Genomic DNA, 20,822 nt, shown 5'->3' on the forward strand with positions numbered 1-20,822 from the left:
CCTATCAGAATTTTACCGAATAACTTAAAGTTGGAAGTGGGACGCCCAAGATCGCCAATCGGTATGGCTGTGGCGGTGAACCCGGCTGGTCTGCAAAGAAGATCGAATATGGGTTCTTTCTTCCATACACGTTCATGATCGCAAAGGTCCAATCTCCTTGATAGAAAAGGCCTTTGCCCTTCAGCTTGAAATTGAATGAAATATCCAGACGGTGAAAATCCGGCAAGCGCTGCAAGTTTCTATTTGGGAAATAGGCAAGTGAGTTGCCTGCAAAGTCGAACTTGGCTTCCGGAAACGAAACAGGGCGACCTGTGCTGTAGGAGAATGTGGCCGAAAAAGAAGCGTTGGTTGCCAGCTTGTAATTTCCGATCAGCGTGAGGTCATGGGGTTTGTCAAAATTTGCCGGATACCATTCGCCGTCGTTGACGATTTCCTCCTCAAAGGGGGTGATCACACGTCGAAAGGTCCTGGAATACGTGTAACTCGCCCAACCTGTCGTCCTGCCCAGGTTTTTCTTTACATAAAACTCCGCGCCATAGGCTTTTCCCTGTCCCGGGATAATCTCCGTTTCGAGGTTGTTTTGTAGCAGTAGCCTAGCGCCGTCCTTATAATCAATTACATTCTGGATGTCCTTGTAATACACTTCCACTGAGGTTTCAAAGATGTTTCCTTTGAAGTTCTTGTACACACCCAACGAAAGCTGGTCCACAATCTGTGGCTTGAAGAATTGGTCACTTAGCTTCCAAACATCCGTGGGCGCAATGGTAGCGGTATTGGAAATCAGGTGGATAAACTGGTACATCCTGTTATAGCCACCCTTGATGGAGGTCTTGGAATCGAAGGAATACCTGAATGAAGCCCTTGGGCCGAGGCCATCATATGATTGGATCAATTCCCCGTCCCCGTAGGTTCTTTCCCCAATCACCGTCCCATTGCTAATTGGCAGGTTTGGAGCGTATTCCCGGACCGTTCGAGGGCCAAAGTATTGGTAAAAATCATAACGCAAACCGTAGGATATCCCAAATTTTTCACCAAACTCCAATTCGTGCTGTGCATACACTCCAGATTCCCGGCCAAACTCATTTTGGACACTTTGGGGCAGTACACTCGATTCGCCATCACTCGGCAGCGGAATCAAATCTCCTGGCCTGATCGTGATTTGTTTCGAATCAGCACCAAATGAAATCTTGTTCCGCTCTCCCAAATTGTAGGTAAAATTCAACCTCAATCCCAAATCTTGGATACCGGACTGCAGGTCGAAGTTGTTGATACCGGATTTGTTGAAAATGGAAAAATCGTATTCTGTGTAAAACCCGATAATATCCAGATTGGTCCGCTCTCCAAACTTGCCCTGATAGCGTAAGGTATGGCTCATATTGGTCCACGAAATAGTGGTATCCGAGGCCAAAGCGAAATCATCGTAACTTCTGTAGAAGCTGTACGTGACGTTGTGGTTTTCATTAATTTCCCCGTAAAGGATCCCATTCATGTCGTTGAAGTTGGCATTGGAGGAACGCAAATCAGGATTGTTGAGTGAGTTTAGCAACCAATTGATATATGAACCTCTAAAGCCTACCTTGGCGGAAAGATGGTTTTTGATAATCGGGCCGTTCAACGAGGCTTTGCCGGAAACTGTCCCGACCATGAGGTCTCCTCCCCAGCGATCCAGGCTACCCGACCTTGGCGTGATATCGAGGATCGAGGAACCACGCCCACCAAATTTGGTTGGGATGATCGCCTTGTAAAGTGTGAATTCATTGACCATATCCGGATTAAAAGCCGTAAACAAGCCAAACAAGTGGGATGGGTTGTACACAGGTGCCCCCGCGAAAAGTATCAGGTTTTGATCGGCGCCACCTCCACGGACATTGAGTCCCGAAGATGCTTCGCCCGCCTGGCTAACACCAGGCAAGGTCGCGATCGATCGAATTATATCCACTTCACCCAAAAAAGGAGGCAATTCCTTCAGCGTATTCATGTTGATGCTGACGGCTCCCATTTCCGTACTCCGGATGTTCTTCTCTGGATCCGAACCAAAAACCACCACATCATCCAAATCAAAATCCTCTTGGATCATCGTCAGGGTAATCCGACCATCTCCGACGGCCACAAAAGGGTAAATGATTGTTTCGTAGCCCACATACCTGATTTCAAGGATATACTCAGCACGATCCAAGACAAGGTTGAAGCTCCCGTTTGTGTTCGTCACCTCGGTTTTGTTAAGTTCTCTGACCGTGACGGTAGCGCCTACCAACGCCTCTCCGGTGATTTGGTCCGTCAGACGGCCACCGATCTTGATATCCTTCAGCTGGCCAATATCGCGACCAATGACGGTTTTCTGTTGACTGTACGCAGTCAAATGGCAAACCGAGAAAAGCACCAGAAGGAGTAAATATTTTCTCATATCGTATCGTTAAAAGCCCCTCGGATCAAAAACCCAAAACTGCATGGGACCTGACACCTGAATCTCCCCGTTTCTAAGGATATAAATGTTGCCGGAATCCTGGAAAGCACCCACATTTTGCCCTTGGGCAAGTCCAGGGAAATCATTCTTGGCCACCCAATTCATCGTACGCAGGTCAAGTTCCCAAACCTGTTCGGAGCGGTTTTCCATTCCGACGTAAGCAAGGTCTCCGATGGTCAAGCCAAATCCCCTTATATTTGTGAGTACACCCGGATAGACACTCACCACATTCCATGACTCATTAGCTGGATTGAATTCATACAGCCCTTTGCTGACTTGGTCGATGAAATACTGCTTGCCTTGGTAATGGAAGTTCATCACGTTGAGATTGATTGAAATGGGGGCATCATTGATCCTCGTCCAAGTATCAGTAGACTTGGAGTATTTTAGGACTTCCTTCTCTGCGCCAAAACCTCCACCCAAAACAAACACAGCGTCTGCAGTCTCAAATGCCGCAGCCCAATAAGCGGGCCGGGGAAGATCACGCAATTTCACAAATGCGCCATTTTCGAGTTTCCAAAAATCCAAAGTAGCGCTGCCAGGGTTGATAGAAAAACTCAACGAACCGCCTCCAAAATATTTCCCAGTGGAAAATGCCCTTAAATGATTGCCCCCAGGAAAAGACACTTCATTCCAAGTACCGGAACCGAAGTCATATTTCCAAAACCGGTTGTTGAGGTTTTGGGCCGATCCCTGGGTCAGGTTACCCAAACCCACATAAAAATCACGGCCTTCCTGAAGTGCGACGTTCTCAAACAGACGCAAGCCCTCCGGGAAAACACCGATTGTCGAAAACTTACCCGTGGTATATTCAAAAGGCTGCGGAAGCACCATTTCCCTGCCCTGACTGACGACACGCACCTGCACGACCGGACTCACCGTAGGCGCCGGGACGATTACCCGAATATTTGATTCAAAGTCTATTCCTAACACCTGCCCCCTATTGGGTCCGAAGAAAACTTCCGTGTCGGAAGTGAAATTCCTTCCCGAAATGGAAACTTCAATTCCTGATTTACCATTGTTGGGAGCCATGACCAAAGCAGCAGGAACCAGGCTTTCCAATGTGATCGCATTTCCAAATATCTCCCCTGAACCAGTCTTCAGATAAGTTCTGGCATAGTACCTGGTCCCTGCCTTAAGGCCCCCGGTTTCTCCGATAAACCTGCCGGGACCAGTTCTTTCGCCTAAAGAGATTACAATCGGTTGGGAAAACTGCTCCGATTCCGAAACTTGGAAACCGTGGTCGGAAGCCTCGATATTTTGGTTGGTGATCACCCTCCCCAATAGCCTTACCCTTTCTCCACTTAGGAACAAAACCTCCTCCGTAAGCAAGGAAGGCTCAAAATCGACCTCCTCTTGACAGGCATTAAACAATCCCAAAAGGACAAATAAGATGATGACGGGAGTAAACCTGAATTTATTCATTTACTAGATGCTATACGCAGCCGCCAAAAATAAAGGAATAATTATTCAAAAAAAATCAAATAGGGGGTCCGATTGCTTTCTAAAAACTAAAATATGATGAGGAAATCACGCAACAAATCAGAATATTCTTTGGAATAAATCCCCTCAGTGTCCTTGATTGAAATGATCCTGCTTTCAAAGCCCCGATCCAAAAAAGAAAAACCCTGAATCCGCCTGTGGCTCCTCTTTTGGGGCTGATCACAAATTTCCAACAAAAAAAATGGGAAAAGACCCCTTTTTTGCAACTCACTTTCCAAAGAAACCATTTGTATGGGTGGAAGAATCACCCAAAAAACTCCCGTTTCGCCAAGAAGCTTTGTGACACCATCCGCCAAAGCATCAAAATCCAAGCGCTCTTGGTGCAAAGCCAGATTCCGCTTTTGATCGACAGAAAGTAGGTGATTCGGAAAATAAGGCGGATTACTGACTATCAGGTCAAAGGTTTTCTCCCATGCTTTTGCGAAATCTTGGAAAGGGGTGTGCCAAACGTGTACCCGATCATCCCATGGACTTCCTACCACATTTTCCTTTGCCTGCAAAAAGGCAGACTCATCGATCTCTACCGCCTCGATCCTCGCGGTGGGAAATCGCTGGGCAAGCATCAAGGCAACCAGGCCAGTACCCGTGCCGATATCCAAAATCCGGTTGGGTGATCCCGTGCCCGCCACAGCCCCTAACAGCACCCCATCCGTGCCGACTTTCATCGCACATCGGTCGTGATGGATTTGGAATTGTTTGAATCGGAAAGGCTTGGACATGCGGGCTTCTTAAAAGAGTGAAGAATCTTCCTTCTCGTAGCCTTCGTCAGGGGGAAGATTGGCCTGACTTGCAGCCTCCACGGCAAGTTGGTCGCAGCGCTCATTCTCTGGATGTCCCGCATGGCCTTTGACCCAAATAAACTTCGGCTTGAACCGCACATGCAGCGTGATGTAGTGCTTCCAAAGGTCAGGGTTTTTCTTTCCCTGAAAGCCCTTTTTCTGCCAGCTCCATATCCAACCCTTTTCTACCGCATCTACGACGTACTTGCTGTCGGAAAAAATAGTCACCGGAATATCCCTGACTTTCAGCGCCTCCAATCCGCGGATCACGGCAAGCAGCTCCATACGGTTGTTGGTGGTCAAGCGAAAGCCTTCCGAAAGCTCCTTCCGGTGCTGCTTGTAGATCATCACGACCCCATATCCTCCCGGTCCAGGATTGCCTTTGGATGCGCCGTCGGTGTAGATGGTGATCATGGGTGGGTTTGGAGTATGGATTTATGTACGAAGTACGAAGAACAAAGTACCAAGAAATAGGGGCCTAAAAGAGGTTCCGAAAATTTTTGATGACACATCAAGCATCCGACAATTCCGGACACCTAAATCATCTCCCCCGAAAACATCGCGCTCTTGAAAATCTTGATCGCAATGGATAGCAGGATGATGCCGAAAATTCGGCGCAACACATCCAAACCGGTTTTGCCTAGCTTCTGCTCCAGCCAGTTGGTACTTTTCAAAACGGCATATACAACAGCCAAATTGATCACAATCCCAATGGCAATATTGGCCTGGGTATACTCAGACTTGAGGGTCAAAATCGTCGTCAAAGTCCCAGCCCCCGCGATCAGCGGAAATGCAATCGGCACAATACTCGCGCTCGTCGTACTCGCCTCCGGGTCCGGCTTGAACAGCTCGATTCCCAAAATCATCTCTGCCCCCAAGGCAAAAATGATCAAGGCTCCCGCTATCGCAAAGTCATCCACCCCAATCCCGAACAGCTTGAGGATGGATTGACCCAAGAAAAGGAAAAGGATCATCAGCAGACCCGCGGCAATGGTTGCCTTTCCGGATTGAATATGGCCGACCTTTTTGCGGAGATTGATGATGATGGGAATGGAGCCCAAAATATCGATCACCGAAAACAGTATCAAGGTCACGGAAAATATCTCCTTCAGGCTCAGCATGCTCAGTATTTCTTCAGAAAGGCAATCAATTTGTCAAACTCCGCATCGGTGATGGCGGGGAAGTTGGCAATGCGGAAACTGGTCGGCTTCAATGGTCCATAGCCGCCACCGAGCTGCATGCCCGCTTTCTCCGCTTCTTTCTTTACCTGGGCAATAAATTCCTCCTTGCCACTCACTGCCATGACAGTGCTGCTGCGGGCCTCGGGATTTTGGATCAGCATTCGCATGCTGGCGGTATTGGCAATCGTATCTTCCAATTTCCGCATCCGAGCTTTGGTCTTTTGATCAATATGCTGGATCTCGGGCATATCCTGCAGCACCCGGTACAAAAGGTAAATCCCAAAAACATTGGGCGTGTAATGCGTCTGATAGGTCGCGGCATTTTCCAGCATAAAATTCAGGCTGTTGTAGCGGCCCTTCTCGCCCTTGTCCGCGGCTTTTTGTACGGCTTTTGGGGAAATGATCAAAATACCCAAGCCTGCGGGCAAGCCAAAGCACTTCTGTACCGAGGCATACCAAATGTCAGCCAAGCCAAAGTCCAACTCAATCCCCGCCATGGAAGATGTGGTATCCACCGCAATCATCTTTTCGGGATACTTGTTTGCAATCGCCGCAATGGTCTCCATCCGCACTTGGGTGGCATTGGAAGTTTCATTTTGTGTTATCGCGATCAAGTCAAACTCCTCGCCGATATGCAAATTCGCCACGTCAACCGTTTGGTCGGCATCCAGCTTGTGCGCAAAGGTTTTCGGCTCGATGTATTTGGCGTACTCGTACCATTTTTTCCCAAAAAATCCCGAGAAAATATGGTAACCCGCCGACTGTACGATGGATTGGCTGATGATTTCCCAATTTTCCGTGGCAGAGGAAGTGAAAAGCAGCTTGTAATCGGCCGGCATATGCAGCTTCTCCCGCATCAGGGTCTCGGTCTCCTGATACAGATTCATGAAAACGGATGAGCGGTGGTTGGCGCTCAAAATACCTTTCTCGTAAGCCTCCTGCATGTAGCGGGGGAGGCTGTCATAGACCTTGGAAGGTCCCGGTGCAAAAGTCAACATGTAACTATGGGATAAAATAGCGGATTCCTAATTCGTAACCTCTGAGGCCCAAGCCCGAAATCATCCCCACGCATTCCTTGGTGATGATGCTTTTGTGGCGAAACTCCTCCCGCTTGTAGATATTGGAAATATGGACCTCCAATACGGGCGTCTTGATGCCTGCGATCGCGTCCGAAATCGCTACCGAAGTATGGGTATAGCCGCCCGCATTCAGCAAAATCGCATCATACGAAAACCCCACTTCATGGAGCTTGTTGATGATTTCGCCTTCGACATTGCTTTGGAAATAGTGCAGGTCGACCTGCGGAAACATCGCCCGCAGCTCGGCAAAATAGTCCTCAAAGGACCTGCTGCCGTAGATTTCGGGCTCGCGCTTGCCCAGCAGGTTGAGGTTGGGGCCGTTGATGATGATGATTTTCAAGGTAATGGTTGGGAGTGGTTACGGTCGCCAAAGTTAAGGAAGGATTTCTTTTTCTACTTTCCCGACCTTAGATTTAAATTCCAAAACCAGCGCCAACATGTCCCAATGGACTTCACTCCTGAAGCAATTCCAGCACCACCTCAAATTGGAGAGATCGCTCAGCGAAAATTCCATCCTGGCCTATACACAGGACATCGAGAAGCTCAGCCGCTACATGGAGTCGAGTTTCCCGGATGTGCATCCTACGACTGCCAAACTCGAACACCTGCGCTATTTCGTCAATAGCCTCGCCGAATTGGAGATTTCGGAATATACCCAAGCCCGCATCGTGTCGGGCATCAAGGCCTTTTACAGGTTTCTGATGTACGAGGACAAAATCCGCGAAGACCCCGCCCAACTCCTCGAAGCACCCAAACTCGGCCGCAAACTCCCCGATACCCTCAGCTTCCACGAAATCAACGATATCCTCGAGAGCATCCCCCTCGGCAGCCCCGAGGGCCACCGCAACCGCGCCATGCTCGAAATCCTCTACAGTTCGGGTCTCCGGGTATCGGAACTCACGGACCTCAAGACCGGCCAAATCTTCGCCGACATCGGCTTTCTGCGGGTCATCGGCAAGGGCAACAAGGAGCGCCTCGTCCCCATCGGCCGGGATGCCCTGAAGTACCTCCGCATCTACCTCGACGAGGTCCGCGTCCATGTCCAGCCTGCCAAAGGCCACGAACAGTTTGTCTTTCTCAACAAAAGGGGCAAAAAACTCAGCCGGGTGATGGTATTTCTCATCATCAAAAAACAGGTTGAGAGTATCGGGCTCAAGAAAAACGTCAGCCCGCACACCTTCCGGCACAGTTTCGCCACCCACCTCATCGAAGGTGGTGCCGACCTGCGTGCCGTACAGGAAATGCTGGGACACGAAAGCATCACTACCACCGAGATCTACACCCATCTCGATAGGGATTACCTGAGGCAGGTACTGAACGAGTTCCATCCCAGGAAGTAGGTTTTTGGATGCAGTGGCAGAGTTCAGTTGGCAGAAGCTTGATCAGTTGGCAGTAGCAGGGTGTTTCTTTCGGTGATCGCCGAGGGAAATCTTTCCATAATTGAGGAAAGAGCGTTTGCGATTTTTTTAGAACCAAATGTTACATCCTACTTTCTCTTAGGGTGAAAATCAATTTTTCCTACTTTTGAAAAGGGGAACCCGATCAATGCTTCACGGTTACTTCCGATCGCTTCCACAAACTTTGGTCAAAAAATCAATCCCAACCCATGTCCGAGGGAACAAGAATCAATAAATACCTGAGTGAAGTCGGTTTTTGTTCCAGAAGGGCTGCCGACCAACTCATCGAGGAAGGCCGCGTGACCATCAACGGCAAGGTACCCGAAATGGGCACCAAAATCCACCCGGGCGACGAAGTCCGCGTCAACGGCAGATTGATTTCCAAACCAACAGAGCAGCACGTTTATATCGCATTCAACAAGCCCGTTGGCATCGTCTGCACCACGGACGTCAAGTCCGAACGCGACAACATTATCGACTACATCAAGCACCCCAAGCGGATTTTCCCCATTGGCCGCCTCGACAAAGACAGCCAAGGATTGATTTTCCTCACCAGCGACGGGGACATCGTCAACAAAATCCTACGCGCAAAAAACAACCACGAAAAGGAATACGTGGTGACGGTCAACAGGCCCATCAACGGGGAGTTTATCGAACGAATGTCCAACGGCATTCCCATACTCGGGACCATGACCAACAAATGCCAAGTCAAACAGCTCGGCCCTAAGGTATTCAACATTATCCTGACCCAAGGACTCAACCGACAAATCCGCCGTATGTGCGAATACCTCGGCTATGAAGTCGTGAAGCTGCAACGCATCCGCATCATGAATATCCGCTTGGATATTCCCATCGGCAAATGGAGGGACCTCTCCCCAAACGAAATGAAACAAATCAACCTCATGGTTTCCGATTCCTCAAAGACGCATGATTGATGCTAATCTCTCTGCAATTTTTTTGAGAAGACTCGCCATCCAGAGGTTTGGGCTTTTGTGGCAGGTGATGATTCGATTTTACGCTATTTGGCTAAAGCCAGGAATATCTTTCGCCATTTCCCCAAATCCAATCTATCCAATTTTGAAGGGCTCACTTGTACTCATTAGACAAGGAAATCTGTCTCCAAAATTAGGGACCCGCCTTGCAGCTCTGTAAATGCATTTAAGGTCGATTCCGTCTACTTTGAAGCTGCGAAAAAAACTCCTTGTGTTCAATCTACGTCCATATAGCTTTTCATGATGTTCAATGAAATCATTTAAAAAATCAACCATATCATTGCCATTAAACCCTGATATGCGATAGGCTAGGCCTGTTTTTCGGTTTAGCGCCAAGACCATCTCGGTATTAGGACCATGGAAAAGACTAAGCAGCTGATCTTGTTGATCGAAGTCTGAAAAATTGTATTCTACATTCTTCAAATCCGAGTAGAAGAATGTAACAAAATCGTCCATCCCGCTAGGAGACGATGATATTCTCAATGAATCAATATCAAGGCGAACCGAGGATTTGAACTCCAAATACCTCCTGTGATCCTTGGCATATCCGATCGTCGTGTTTGCAACGACGTTTTTTCGATCCAAATAAACTTGCAGGTGAAAAATATCCTCTGCGTTTGTGTCTGTCTGGGCAAATTACTGTAGACTAAAAAGGACAGCCTGACAAGCAAATATCAACAGATTTCTCATCATTTTTCCCGATCATTATTTTCTATTGGCGAATTAAACCTTTCCTGCTAGCGTCTATTGCGTGATAAATGCAAATATCAGATATAGTTTAATTCTGATCCTTTTTCCAAACCGCCCACAATAGAACGATTTGTCGAAATTGAGTAAAATCCACCCCATCCTCACTTCATTTCCAATACCCACCAGTCGCTCCCGAAAGTCAGCCCGTTGCCTTCGTCGCCGAGACCGAGATAGACCTTTTCTCCAAGGACTTCAAGCACTTTCAGCGTAAACCCACTTCCCGGATAGTCACCGATCTTCTTCCAAGTCTTTCCCTTTGGCTCAAACTGCCAAATGTCGCGAAACCTTTGGTTTTTGCCAAAAAAGTCACTTTCCTTCCCTCCAATCAGGTAGCCATAGCCGTCCATCGCAAACCCACTCGCATCGTATCTACCCTTTTCCGGGAAATCGGGAAGTATCTCCCAAGTTCCGTTAACTAGATCGTAGCTGACACAGCGCTTGTTCCCAAGTCCACTATCCATACCCGTCGTGTAGTACATTTTATCATCAATTCTAAAAAAAGCCGCAAAATTGATGAATACAGGGGGAGCCGGTTTCTCAGTGTAGCTAAAGTCCAGCAAACTAATCTCGAAAGCCTTTTTATCGGTAACGAAAAACACCTTATCACCGATAAGTGTTGCATGGCCGTCCCGCAGGCTGGGAATGGATGAAAAGTCCGCGACCTGCTGCCAAGTATCCGAGGCTGGATCGTAGGCGTGGACATAGTTGTATTCAATATGATCGCAAGGCACTTCCGGACGACTGCACTCAACTGTGCCTCCAAAAAACACATATCCCTTGCCGTTGTAGGCAAAAGCGTCCTGCCCAAAAAATCGCCCTAATGGAAAAGGTGCTTTTTCGGTCCATGTGTTTGAGGCCACGTCATACTCCCAAAAGTCCGCCAAAAACGTCTGTCCCGAGGCGTCACGCCCAAATCCGGCACCTACATAAACCTTGTTGCCGATGGCAAACGAAAACGCGCTCCGGCGACCTGAACCGGGTATTGCACTTAAACCAGTGAAATCAGCTTCAATTTCTGTTTCCGGATCGCTGGGATCTTGGTCCGCCGATTCCGAGCAGGCAAAAAGAACAAAAGCCAAAAAGAATACAACCAATCGCATGTACATATTTGAGTTATTTAGAATTGAAAAATTAGGTAAAAATAAAAATCTTGGATTCATTTGTTCCTTTTTTTATATAAATAGTTTGAAGTCCAAATCGACTTTGGAACAAAACCCTCTTCAAGTAAAAAAACAGTACAAGAATGAAATTTTAGCGTGGAATTCCACGCTACATTCGCCCCATTTCCCAAATCAGTAAACACTTTCAAATCAAAAAGATGGATAATCAAATTAATCCCCAAAGAAAAGATAGATTTACCTTAATTTTACCCCAACATCAATTTTCCGAGAAGTGTACAAGTCCATCCTGAAGCCGCTGCTTTTTAAAATGAACGCCGAAAAGGCGCACCACCTCACTTTTGCCTGGATCAAACGGACCTTCAACCTTCCCTTCGCGCGGACGGTAATCCAGCGGCAGTTTGCCTACGACGACCCCATTTTGGAGCGGGAGGTGTTTGGATTGCGGTTCAAAAACCCGGTCGGATTAGCTGCAGGCTTTGACAAGGACGCCAAGCTCATCGACGAAATGGACCTCTTGGGATTCGGCTTTATCGAAATCGGGACACTCACACCAAAGCCCCAAGAGGGAAACCCAAAGCCGAGGCTCTTCAGGCTTCCCCAAGACCTTGCCCTTATCAACCGCATGGGCTTCAACAACGGCGGGGTGAAGGATGCAGCCATTCGCCTGCAGGAACGTAAATCGGATATCATCGTCGGTGGCAACATCGGCAAAAACAAAAATACGCCCAACGAAAAGGCGGAGGAAGACTACCTGATTTGCTTCGAGGCGCTGTATCCCTACGTGGACTACTTTGTCGTCAATGTAAGCTCCCCCAATACGCCGAATCTACGAGACCTCCAAGAAAAAGAACCCCTCAAAAAACTGCTCCTTTCTGTCAAAAAGGCCAACAAACGCAAGGATTATCCAAGGCCGATACTCCTGAAAATCGCTCCCGACCTCACCGTCGGACAACTCGACGATATCATTGAGATCGTGATGGAAACCAAAATCGACGGCGTCATCGCCACCAATACGACCATTGACCGGAGTTTGCTCAAAACAGATAAGAGTGCGGTAGAAGCCATCGGCGCGGGAGGCGTCAGCGGAAAGGTCCTCGCCAAACGCAGCACGGAAGTCATCCGCTACCTCCACAGCCAATCCAACGGTGCATTTCCAATCATCGGTGTCGGGGGGATTTTTTCGGCTACGGACGCCATCGAAAAGCTGGAAGCGGGCGCATCGCTAGTGCAGGTCTACACGGGCATGATTTATGAGGGACCCAGCCTGATCAAAAAAATCAAGAAGGGAATTGCGGCACACTACAAAAAGAACAAGGTCCTCGCATAGAATTTGTTGCATTGCTGCGTTAGGCTTTTTGGGCAGGAATCCCCGAAATATATCCGAACCGATTGTTTGGAAATCTGTATATTTCCGCCGCCTTCATAAAAAGAGATATGTAAGTTGATGCTCTATGGCTTCAGAGACTCCCAAGACAAATACCTTTAGAAAGAAAAACGAACCCAAACCAAGTCCCAAGGCAGCTTGGAAACCCGGGTTTTCCCTGTCTTTTGCCAAAGACCAACGCATTCCCCTGACTTTGGGGATCATTTTCCTATCGTTTTCGATCTTCCTCTTTTTCGCCTTTGTCAGCTATATCTTCTCCGGCAAGGCCGACCAAAGTCTGGTAGCCTCCGAAATCGACCAAAGCCTCCGGACCACGGCCACGGAAGCCCGCAACTGGCTTGGGTTGTTTGGCGCCAAGCTTTCTGACATTTTGATCAGGAGGTGGTTTGGGTTGGCTGCATTTTTCCTTCCGCCCTACCTGTTTTTGTTGGGATTCAAATTGACCTTCAAAAAATCCCTGATGTCCCTGAGTCGGTTCAGCAGCTTTGCACTGTTTTTCGTCTTTTGGTTGGGCCTGACAATCGGGTACTTGGTACAGCTGGCAGATGGATTCACAAGCTTTGGCTACCTCAGTGGGGGATTTGGCTATGAATTGGGCCTGCTGGCACAGGAATTTCTGGGTTGGGGAAGTTTTATCCTTATCCTGGGTTCGTTGATCATTTTCCTCGTTTTCTATTTTGACATCAGCCAACTCAATTGGTCATTCAAATCCGAGCCGGCCACAAAACCGGATCCGATGGCAGCTGAAACGAAGGAAAAACTGGAAGACGAACTGGATGAATTGGAGGACGAGGTTCCGATGTTGACAGAGGAAGAAATCGAGGAAGACGTCAGTTCATGGACATTGAAATCCGAGGAAAAAGAAACCAAAAAACCCCTGAGTACCCCCGTTTTCAACATCGAAGGTGAAGACGTGCTGTTGGACGAAGAACCGATCTTGCCAGCAAAAGAGGAGAAGAAATTCTCCGTCGTGACGAATATCGACGAGGAAAAAACCGCCGAAATGGTAGAAAACCTCGATCCCTATGATCCGACCTTGGATTTGCCGCATTACAAATACCCGACACTGGATCTGCTCAATGAATACGATGTCCAAAAAGTCACCGTATCCCGACAGGAACTCGAGGACAACAAAAACAAGATTGTCGAGACCCTTGTCAACTTCAAGATTGGTATCCAGGAGATCAAGGCAACCATCGGCCCGACTGTGACGCTCTACGAAATCATTCCTGATCCAGGGGTGAAGATTTCCAAGATCAAAAACCTGGAGGACGACATCGCGCTAAGCTTGGCAGCCTTGGGTATCCGAATCATCGCCCCGATGCCCGGCAAGGGCACCATCGGTATCGAGGTTCCCAACAAAAACCGGGAGCTCGTGCCTGCCAAAGCAGTATTGGGTACGGACAAGTTTATGAAGAGCGACAAGGACCTGCCTGTTGCCTTGGGAAAAACCATCTCCAATGAGGTCTTTGTAATTGATCTGGCCAAGATGCCACACCTCCTGATGGCGGGTGCCACGGGTCAGGGAAAATCTGTGGGTTTGAACATGATTTTGGCTTCCTTGGTCTACAAGAAGCACCCGTCCCAACTGAAATTCGTCCTTGTCGACCCCAAAAAAGTAGAACTCACCCTTTTCAACAAGATCGAAAGACACTTCCTTGCCAAGCTTCCCGGTACAGAGGAAGCGATCATCACCGACACCAAAAAGGTCATCTATACGCTCAATTCGCTTTGTATTGAAATGGACCATCGGTACGACTTGCTCAAGGATGCAGGCTGTAGGAATCTCAAAGAATACAATTCAAAATTTGTGGCGCGGAAGCTCAATCCGGAAAAAGGACACAAGTTTATGCCTTACATCGTTTTGGTCATCGACGAGTTGGCGGACTTGATGATGACGGCCGGAAAGGAAATCGAGGCACCAATCGCACGCTTGGCACAGTTGGCGAGGGCGATTGGGATCCACCTCGTAGTGGCGACCCAGAGACCCTCCGTCAACGTCATCACAGGTATCATCAAGGCCAACTTCCCGGCAAGGTTGTCGTTCCGTGTGACTTCAAAGATTGACAGCCGCACCATCCTAGATGCAGGCGGTGCAGAGCAGTTGATCGGGATGGGCGATATGCTTTTGTCACAGGGTTCGGATGTGACGCGCCTCCAATGCGCCTTCTTGGACACCCCTGAGGTGGATGCGGTATGTGATTGGATTGGTGAACAAAAAGGCTATCCGGATGCTTATCTATTGCCGGAGTTTGAAGGCGAAGAGGGCGAGGGCAGCTTGGCGGATATTGATTTGGCGGATCGCGATCCGCTGTTTGACGAGGCAGCGCGATTGATTGTCCTGCATCAGCAGGGAAGCACTTCCCTGATCCAAAGGAAGCTCAAACTCGGCTACAACAGGGCCGGTCGGATCGTCGACCAACTGGAGGCCGCGGGAATTGTCGGCCCATTTGAAGGCAGCAAAGCCCGCGAAGTGCTGATTCAGGATGAGGCCAGTTTGGAACGGTTATTGAACAGCCTGTAGATTAACTGTACAAAGTACCAAGTACGATGTACCAAGCCAGGGGTCCGTTTGTGAGAATTTAGGAACATTGGTCATCCTGCATCCAAACGAATAAAGAAACATATTTCATCATACCAAAATGAAGCGTTTACAGACATTACTTATTTTTTTTCTCGCATTTTCTACCATTGCCTTTGCGCAAAAGGATCCCAAAGCCAAGGAGGTTTTGGATGCCGTAAGCCTGAAATACAAGGGATTGAAAGGCATGAAAGCCAGTTTTGATTTCACCGTCACCGATGCGGGCGAATCGCGTGCGCAAAGTAAAACTGGCGAAATCGCTATCAAAGGCAACAAATACCACCTCAAGCTGCCGGAGCAGGAGATTTACAACAACGGAAAAACCGTCTGGACCTACATCGAAACAGATGGCTACAAGGAGGTTACGATCAACAACGCAGGAGAAATGCAGGATGAATTGACCCCGTCGACGGTGTACACGATTTACCAAAAGGGTTACAATTACCGGCTTGTCGGCGAACGGACAGAAAACGGGGTTCTGATCCAAGAAGTCGAACTAACGGCAGAAAAGGCGAATGCACCATTCAAACGGGTGAAACTCTTTGTCGACAAAAACAAAAAAGACCTGACCGGATGGGAAATCTACGACGACCAAGGCGGAATCTTCAAATACAAGTTCAAATCCGTCAATACCAACGTCGATCTACCGGACGAATATTTCAACTTTAACCCGCAGAAGTACGGCAAGGTTGAGATCATTGATTTGAGGTAAAAGCCCCTTTTCCGATCCATGAATAGACAGGAACTCATCCAGCAAATCAAGGCTAAGCAATCATTCCTTTGCGTCGGTTTGGACACCGATCTGCAAAAAATCCCCAGCCACCTCCAAGGCGCAAAAGATCCAATTTTTGAGTTCAACAAAGAAATCATCGACCAAACCGCCGATTTTGCGGTAGCCTACAAGCCCAATATTGCCTTTTATGAAGCACTCGGGCCCAGGGGTTGGGAAAGCCTCGCCAAGACCCTGGAGTATATTCCCAAGGACATTTTCACGATCGCTGATGCCAAAAGGGGCGATATCGGCAACACTTCCGGGCTGTACGCCAAGGCCTTTTTCGAAACGATGGATTTTGACTCCATCACTGTCGCACCATACATGGGAGTCGACAGCGTGGGTCCTTTTTTGGAATATGCGGGAAAATGGGTCATTCTGCTCGCCCTCACTTCCAACGAAGGCAGCCAGGATTTTCAGGTCACGACACTGCAAAACGGAAAACCGCTTTACCAAGAAGTGTTGGAAAAAAGCAGCCAATGGGGAAGCCCCGACAACATGATGTATGTGGTCGGAGCAACCCGGGGGGAAAAAATCGGGGCGGTTCGCAAGATTGTTCCTGATCATTTTTTCCTGGTCCCTGGTGTGGGCGCCCAGGGCGGAAGCCTCCAGGAAGTGGCAAAATATGGCATGAACAAAAACTGTGGCCTTTTGGTGAATTCCTCCCGCGGCATCATCTACGCAGGGAAAGACAAGGATTTTGGAAAAGCCGCACGGCAGGAGGCCAAAATACTCCAGGCCGAAATGGCCGATCTGCTGGCCCTTTACTCCGAATTGTAAGCCTTAAGCTAACTAGCTTCAAATTAGTCGACTAATTTCACCTCTAGGGACTCGGCAAAGTGCGGGCACCAAGATTATCTTTTTAAATTAGATCATATAGTTGATCTTGACCTAAGATAATTTTAGAAAGCCTATGGAATTCCGGGAAGATTTTCTCCAGGCAGTCTGGAAATACCAGTATTTTGACAAAAACAGCCTGTTCACCACGGATGGCCAGTCCCTCGAGATCAAAAAAATCGGCTATCACAACCAGTACGAGGGGCCGGATTTTTTGGAGGCACATGTCAGGCTTGGAAAAATCGACTACCACGGACATGTCGAAATCCACATCCATTCCTCCGATTGGAATGCACACGACCACTCAGCAGATACGAAATATGCTCCGGTAATCCTCCATGTGGTCTGGTCCCACGACAAGGAAATCAACAACCAAGATGGCACTGCCATACCGACATTGGAGTTACGTGGAAGGATTTTCCTCGATACGTTGCGCAACTATGAGCGATTGACCAGCAGCCGAGAGGAAATCATCTGTAGCCCCCACATCGAGCGGGTGCCAGAAATTGTCCGCTTTTCGATGCTGGAAAAAACCCTCGTAGAAAGGCTGGAACACAAATCCCAAAAGCTGGCGGGGATCTTGACGGCGACCAACAACGACTGGGAAGAGACTACTTTCAGATGGTTGTTGTATTGCTTTGGGTTCAAAACCAACGCAGATACTATGCTGCAACTTGCCAAAAAGCTCCCTTTCCGGCAATTGCTGAAGCTTCAGCAACAACCCCAAACGATTCGGGCGATCTTATTTGGCATGGCAGGATTGCTACCTGATCAGCCCGAAGACGAAGAGGGAAAAGCGCTGCAAAAAGAATTCGCCTACCAACACAAAAAGCTGAAGCTTTCTCCCCCACTCCACCGCAACGACTGGAAATTCCTCAGCGTCAGGCCTCCGGGTTTCCCGACGGTACGCTTGGCACAATTGGCCGAACTGATTGGTAAGCAGCAGGGATTTTTCTCGACGCTTTTGAATGGACTGGATTCATTTGGTCAATTCCAAAAATCAATGGACATCCAGTTACCCGAATACTGGCGAAACCATTACCAGCTCGGGCAGCCAAGTCCAAGAATCCAATCAGCGAAATTGGGTTCTTCCACATTGCACCTTTTGGCCATCAACCTACTTGTCCCCCTTTGGTATGAATATGGAAAATATACCCAGCAAAACGAATGGAAGGAAAAGTGCTTCGATTTTCTCCAAACGCTGCCTGCCGAGGAAAACCACATCATCCGAAAGTACACTTGGATAGAATCCCAGCAACAATCTGCTTTCGAATCGCAGGCGCTAATCGGGCTTTTTCAGGATTACTGCCAGCCCAAACGATGCCTGCATTGCAAAATTGGCCAAAGTCTGCTCAAACCAGAAAAGAAATGAATGTTGGTTAGGTAGTCATTTTCCCGTATTTTTGCACTCCGAATTCGCAGAAACCATGGAAAAACCAGTCATAATTTTGGGTGCAAAAGGCATCGCCCATCCTGCTTTGGAGATATTCAACAGCAACCAAGTCATGGTCTATGGATTTCTCGACGAAGACGAAAAGCTCTTTGGACAGGAAATCAACACCGTTCCTATATTGGGCCATACCGAAGATGAAGGCTTTCTCAAATTGATTGGAAAAAAATGCGAGGCCTTTGTCGCCGTGGATGACAACAAGTACCGACAGTTTCTGGTGAAAATGCTCCACGAAAACCGTAAGGTACAGCCAGTCAATGCCATCCATGGCATGGCGTATATTTCCACAGACGCAACGATCGGGCACGGAAATTTCATCAACGCGAAGGTTACCCTAGGTGCAGGTAGCAAAATCGGCAGCCATTGTATCCTCCACACGGGCGCGATTGTGGAGCATGGGGTAGAATTGGCTGATTTTGTGCAAATTGGCGCAGGGTCTGTTATCAACTCTGGTGTACACCTTGGCGAAGGTGCATTTGTAGGCTCCGGGGTCACCGTAGTATCCGGGATCTCGATAGGCAAAAACGCCCGAATCGGCGCAGGTTCGGTGGTGATCTCAAATGTAAAGGACGGTGAGACCGTCTTTGGAAACCCTGCTGCACCCATCAAGAAGTAAATTATTTCTATTCAAATAAAACCAAACACCCTGCTTGAAACAGGGCGATCGTTATGGAAAACAACAATTACAGCATTCTGCTTTACTATTGCTATGCCCAGATCGAAGATCCGGAGGCATACCGCGAGGAACATCACCTCTTTTGCGTCGAAAACAATATCCGCGGACGAATCATCATTTCACCCGAAGGCTTGAACGGAACCGTCTCGGGACTCAAGGAAGACTGCGAAAGGTACATGGCCTATATCCATGGCGACCCGAGATTTGCCAAGACCGAGTTCAAGATCGAATCCCACAACAAGCATGCCTTTGCGAAAATTCACGTGCGGGTAAAGCCAGAGATCGTGCATTCAAGCCTACGACATATTGATCCCAACGTCCGCACAGGGAAGCATTTGGAACCAGAGGAATTCAAGGCGCTCAAAGACCAAGAAGATGTAGTCATCCTCGATGTCCGATCCAATTATGAGCATGAATTGGGCAGGTTCAAAAATGCCATTACGCTGGATATCGAGAACTTCCGGGACTTCCCTGACAAGGTAAAGGAGCTCGAACACCTCAAAAACAAAAAAGTCCTCACCTATTGTACCGGGGGTATCAAGTGCGAAAAGGCATCCGCATTCCTCTTGGAACAGGGATTCTCAAATGTGTACCAGCTGCATGGCGGCATCATTAAGTATGGCCTCGAAGCGGGTGGTGAGGACTTCGAGGGAAAATGCTACGTGTTTGACAACAGGATCGCTGTAGACGTCAACAAGGTCAATCCTGTGGTGATATCAACCTGCCACGTATGCGGCACTACCTGCGACCGCATGGTCAACTGTGCGAATCCAAGCTGCAATGCCCATTTGGCGATTTGTGAGAAGTGCGGCTGGGAATTGGAAGGAGCTTGTTCCACAGAATGCAAGGAACATCCAGAAAAAAGGCCATATGATGGCACTGGATATTACCAGAAAAACACCAATGGCTACAATCCCTACAAGGGACTATTTCGAAGACAGGACAAAGAGAAAATCAAAACTACGATCCATGGCCAAAAGGATTCCAGAGTCGGAACTGATCATCAATCCTGACGGGAGCATCTACCACCTCAACTTGAAGCCAGAACACCTGGCTTCAAATGTTATTGCCGTAGGTGATCCTGATCGGGTGCCAAAGATCTCAAAGTACTTCGACGAAATCGAGTTCAAAATTTCCAAGCGGGAATTTGTGACCCATACAGGATGGTACCGGGGTACCCGAATTACCGCGATTAGTACCGGAATGGGGACGGACAACATCGAGATTTTCATGACCGAACTCGATGCCTTGGTCAACATAGACCTAAAGGAAAGGATGGTAAAGGATAAACATACCAGCCTCAACATCGTGCGCGTCGGCACCTCCGGCAGTATGCGTCGAGAGATTCCAGAAGGTTCACTCCTTGCATCCGAATATGGAATTGGATTGGATACGTTGATGGCATTCTACAAGACCGATTACACCGAATTGGAGGAAAAAGTCGCCGAGAAAATCCAAGGTTCATTGGGGCTGGGCTTTCGACCTTACTGCATTCGAGGCTCAGAAAAGTTGATGCAGACGGTAGGAAAGGGACTTATCATCGGCAACACCGTAACCTGTCCGGGATTTTTCGGGCCACAAGGACGGGAAGTTCGGCTTAAGCCCGCTATGCCGGATTTGATCGAAAAACTCGGAAACCTGGAAATCGGCGGTATGATCTTGACCAATTTTGAAATGGAAACCGCCGGATACTACGCCATGGGACGGCTACTTGGGCACGAGGTACTAAGTCTCAATGCCATCATCGCCAACAGGATAAGCAAAAAGTTCTCCAAAGATCCGTACGGTCTTGTGGATCAACTGATCCGACACACATTAAATGAAATGGCGGGTATCTAGCCCGCCATTTGAGTTTA

18 protein-coding genes are annotated in these 20,822 nt (G+C 48.3%); 10 read left to right on the plus strand and 8 right to left on the minus strand.

Going from position 1 to position 20,822, the window contains the following annotated elements; genetic code table 11:
* Positions 1-4 precede the first annotated feature (4 nt).
* The 7 genes from L0U89_RS17270 to aroQ form a co-directional block, all read right to left on the minus strand.
* The gene (locus L0U89_RS17270; protein WP_234862660.1) at positions 5-2,404 is read right to left on the minus strand and encodes a TonB-dependent receptor; all 2,400 of its coding nucleotides are present in this window, start codon (positions 2,402-2,404) and stop codon (positions 5-7) included.
* Positions 2,405-2,413: 9 nt separating this feature from the next.
* Entirely contained in the window at positions 2,414-3,889 is a 1,476-nt protein-coding gene (locus L0U89_RS17275) for a Kelch repeat-containing protein (protein WP_234862661.1), read from the minus strand.
* An 86-nt stretch (positions 3,890-3,975) separates the two neighbouring features.
* Positions 3,976-4,686 (minus strand): tRNA1(Val) (adenine(37)-N6)-methyltransferase, encoded by a 711-nt coding sequence (locus L0U89_RS17280; RefSeq protein ID WP_234862662.1) that lies wholly within the window; start codon positions 4,684-4,686, stop codon positions 3,976-3,978.
* A gap of 9 nt (positions 4,687-4,695) precedes the next feature.
* Complete coding sequence (rnhA, locus tag L0U89_RS17285; RefSeq protein ID WP_008630003.1) at positions 4,696-5,160, minus strand: ribonuclease HI; 465 nt, start codon at positions 5,158-5,160, stop codon at positions 4,696-4,698.
* 122 nt (positions 5,161-5,282) lie between these two features.
* Complete coding sequence (locus L0U89_RS17290) at positions 5,283-5,867, minus strand: MarC family protein (RefSeq protein WP_234862663.1); 585 nt, start codon at positions 5,865-5,867, stop codon at positions 5,283-5,285.
* A gap of 2 nt (positions 5,868-5,869) precedes the next feature.
* Positions 5,870-6,925, minus strand: a complete 1,056-nt coding sequence (locus tag L0U89_RS17295) for an aminotransferase class V-fold PLP-dependent enzyme (protein WP_234862664.1) — start codon at positions 6,923-6,925, stop codon at positions 5,870-5,872.
* 4 nt (positions 6,926-6,929) lie between these two features.
* The gene (gene aroQ, locus L0U89_RS17300) at positions 6,930-7,346 is read right to left on the minus strand and encodes a type II 3-dehydroquinate dehydratase (RefSeq protein WP_008630008.1); all 417 of its coding nucleotides are present in this window, start codon (positions 7,344-7,346) and stop codon (positions 6,930-6,932) included.
* Between the two features lie 97 nt (positions 7,347-7,443).
* Here aroQ and xerD point away from each other — a divergent pair, with 97 nt between their 5' ends.
* Together xerD and rluF are read left to right on the plus strand one after the other, a co-directional pair.
* On the plus strand, positions 7,444-8,346 hold the full coding sequence (xerD, locus tag L0U89_RS17305) for a site-specific tyrosine recombinase XerD (RefSeq protein WP_234862665.1): 903 nt from the start codon (positions 7,444-7,446) through the stop codon (positions 8,344-8,346).
* Between the two features lie 266 nt (positions 8,347-8,612).
* Positions 8,613-9,338, plus strand: a complete 726-nt coding sequence (gene rluF, locus L0U89_RS17310; protein WP_234862666.1) for a 23S rRNA pseudouridine(2604) synthase RluF — start codon at positions 8,613-8,615, stop codon at positions 9,336-9,338.
* Positions 9,339-10,246: 908 nt separating this feature from the next.
* On the opposite strand, the gene L0U89_RS17315 is transcribed toward rluF, so the two are convergent.
* Complete coding sequence (locus tag L0U89_RS17315; protein WP_234862667.1) at positions 10,247-11,251, minus strand: Kelch repeat-containing protein; 1,005 nt, start codon at positions 11,249-11,251, stop codon at positions 10,247-10,249.
* A 286-nt stretch (positions 11,252-11,537) separates the two neighbouring features.
* Here L0U89_RS17315 and L0U89_RS17320 point away from each other — a divergent pair, with 286 nt between their 5' ends.
* From L0U89_RS17320 to L0U89_RS17355, 8 genes are all read left to right on the plus strand, one after another.
* Entirely contained in the window at positions 11,538-12,593 is a 1,056-nt protein-coding gene (locus tag L0U89_RS17320; protein WP_234862668.1) for a quinone-dependent dihydroorotate dehydrogenase, read from the plus strand.
* 124 nt (positions 12,594-12,717) lie between these two features.
* Entirely contained in the window at positions 12,718-15,174 is a 2,457-nt protein-coding gene (locus L0U89_RS17325) for an FtsK/SpoIIIE family DNA translocase (RefSeq protein ID WP_234862669.1), read from the plus strand.
* A 118-nt stretch (positions 15,175-15,292) separates the two neighbouring features.
* Positions 15,293-15,943, plus strand: coding sequence for an outer membrane lipoprotein periplasmic chaperone LolA1 (gene lolA1, locus L0U89_RS17330; protein WP_234862670.1), 651 nt, complete (start codon positions 15,293-15,295; stop codon positions 15,941-15,943).
* A gap of 18 nt (positions 15,944-15,961) precedes the next feature.
* Positions 15,962-16,783, plus strand: a complete 822-nt coding sequence (pyrF, locus tag L0U89_RS17335; protein ID WP_234862671.1) for an orotidine-5'-phosphate decarboxylase — start codon at positions 15,962-15,964, stop codon at positions 16,781-16,783.
* Between the two features lie 133 nt (positions 16,784-16,916).
* A complete protein-coding gene (locus L0U89_RS17340) occupies positions 16,917-18,212 on the plus strand; it encodes a DUF2851 family protein (RefSeq protein ID WP_234862672.1) in 1,296 nt (431 codons plus the stop codon).
* A 55-nt stretch (positions 18,213-18,267) separates the two neighbouring features.
* Positions 18,268-18,906 (plus strand): acetyltransferase, encoded by a 639-nt coding sequence (locus tag L0U89_RS17345; protein WP_234862673.1) that lies wholly within the window; start codon positions 18,268-18,270, stop codon positions 18,904-18,906.
* Positions 18,907-18,959: 53 nt separating this feature from the next.
* Positions 18,960-19,979 carry an oxygen-dependent tRNA uridine(34) hydroxylase TrhO gene (gene trhO, locus L0U89_RS17350; RefSeq protein ID WP_234862674.1) on the plus strand — a complete coding sequence of 340 codons (1,020 nt, stop codon included), beginning with the start codon at positions 18,960-18,962 and terminating at the stop codon, positions 19,977-19,979.
* Positions 19,936-20,805 carry a nucleoside phosphorylase gene (locus tag L0U89_RS17355; protein WP_234862675.1) on the plus strand — a complete coding sequence of 290 codons (870 nt, stop codon included), beginning with the start codon at positions 19,936-19,938 and terminating at the stop codon, positions 20,803-20,805. Before trhO ends, L0U89_RS17355 begins: the two co-directional genes overlap by 44 nt.
* Positions 20,806-20,822 lie beyond the last annotated feature (17 nt).

This window comes from Mariniradius sediminis (genome assembly GCF_021491425.1).
GTDB classification, from domain to species: Bacteria; Bacteroidota; Bacteroidia; order Cytophagales; family Cyclobacteriaceae; genus Mariniradius; species Mariniradius saccharolyticus.

Bases quoted from the DNA above. Each gene is read 5' to 3' on its own strand.
- lolA1 (WP_234862670.1), top strand. From the start codon at position 15,293: ATGAAGCGTTTACAGACATTACTTATTTTTTTTCTCGCATTTTCTACC.
- rnhA (WP_008630003.1), bottom strand. From the start codon at position 5,160: ATGATCACCATCTACACCGACGGCGCATCCAAAGGCAATCCTGGACCG.
- L0U89_RS17315 (WP_234862667.1), bottom strand. From the start codon at position 11,251: ATGTACATGCGATTGGTTGTATTCTTTTTGGCTTTTGTTCTTTTTGCC.
- L0U89_RS17280 (WP_234862662.1), bottom strand. From the start codon at position 4,686: ATGTCCAAGCCTTTCCGATTCAAACAATTCCAAATCCATCACGACCGA.
- xerD (WP_234862665.1), top strand. From the start codon at position 7,444: ATGTCCCAATGGACTTCACTCCTGAAGCAATTCCAGCACCACCTCAAA.
- L0U89_RS17275 (WP_234862661.1), bottom strand. From the start codon at position 3,889: ATGAATAAATTCAGGTTTACTCCCGTCATCATCTTATTTGTCCTTTTG.
- L0U89_RS17355 (WP_234862675.1), top strand. From the start codon at position 19,936: ATGGCCAAAAGGATTCCAGAGTCGGAACTGATCATCAATCCTGACGGG.
- L0U89_RS17340 (WP_234862672.1), top strand. From the start codon at position 16,917: ATGGAATTCCGGGAAGATTTTCTCCAGGCAGTCTGGAAATACCAGTAT.
- L0U89_RS17290 (WP_234862663.1), bottom strand. From the start codon at position 5,867: ATGCTGAGCCTGAAGGAGATATTTTCCGTGACCTTGATACTGTTTTCG.
- L0U89_RS17295 (WP_234862664.1), bottom strand. From the start codon at position 6,925: ATGTTGACTTTTGCACCGGGACCTTCCAAGGTCTATGACAGCCTCCCC.
- L0U89_RS17325 (WP_234862669.1), top strand. From the start codon at position 12,718: ATGGCTTCAGAGACTCCCAAGACAAATACCTTTAGAAAGAAAAACGAA.
- L0U89_RS17345 (WP_234862673.1), top strand. From the start codon at position 18,268: ATGGAAAAACCAGTCATAATTTTGGGTGCAAAAGGCATCGCCCATCCT.
- L0U89_RS17270 (WP_234862660.1), bottom strand. From the start codon at position 2,404: ATGAGAAAATATTTACTCCTTCTGGTGCTTTTCTCGGTTTGCCATTTG.
- pyrF (WP_234862671.1), top strand. From the start codon at position 15,962: ATGAATAGACAGGAACTCATCCAGCAAATCAAGGCTAAGCAATCATTC.
- trhO (WP_234862674.1), top strand. From the start codon at position 18,960: ATGGAAAACAACAATTACAGCATTCTGCTTTACTATTGCTATGCCCAG.
- rluF (WP_234862666.1), top strand. From the start codon at position 8,613: ATGTCCGAGGGAACAAGAATCAATAAATACCTGAGTGAAGTCGGTTTT.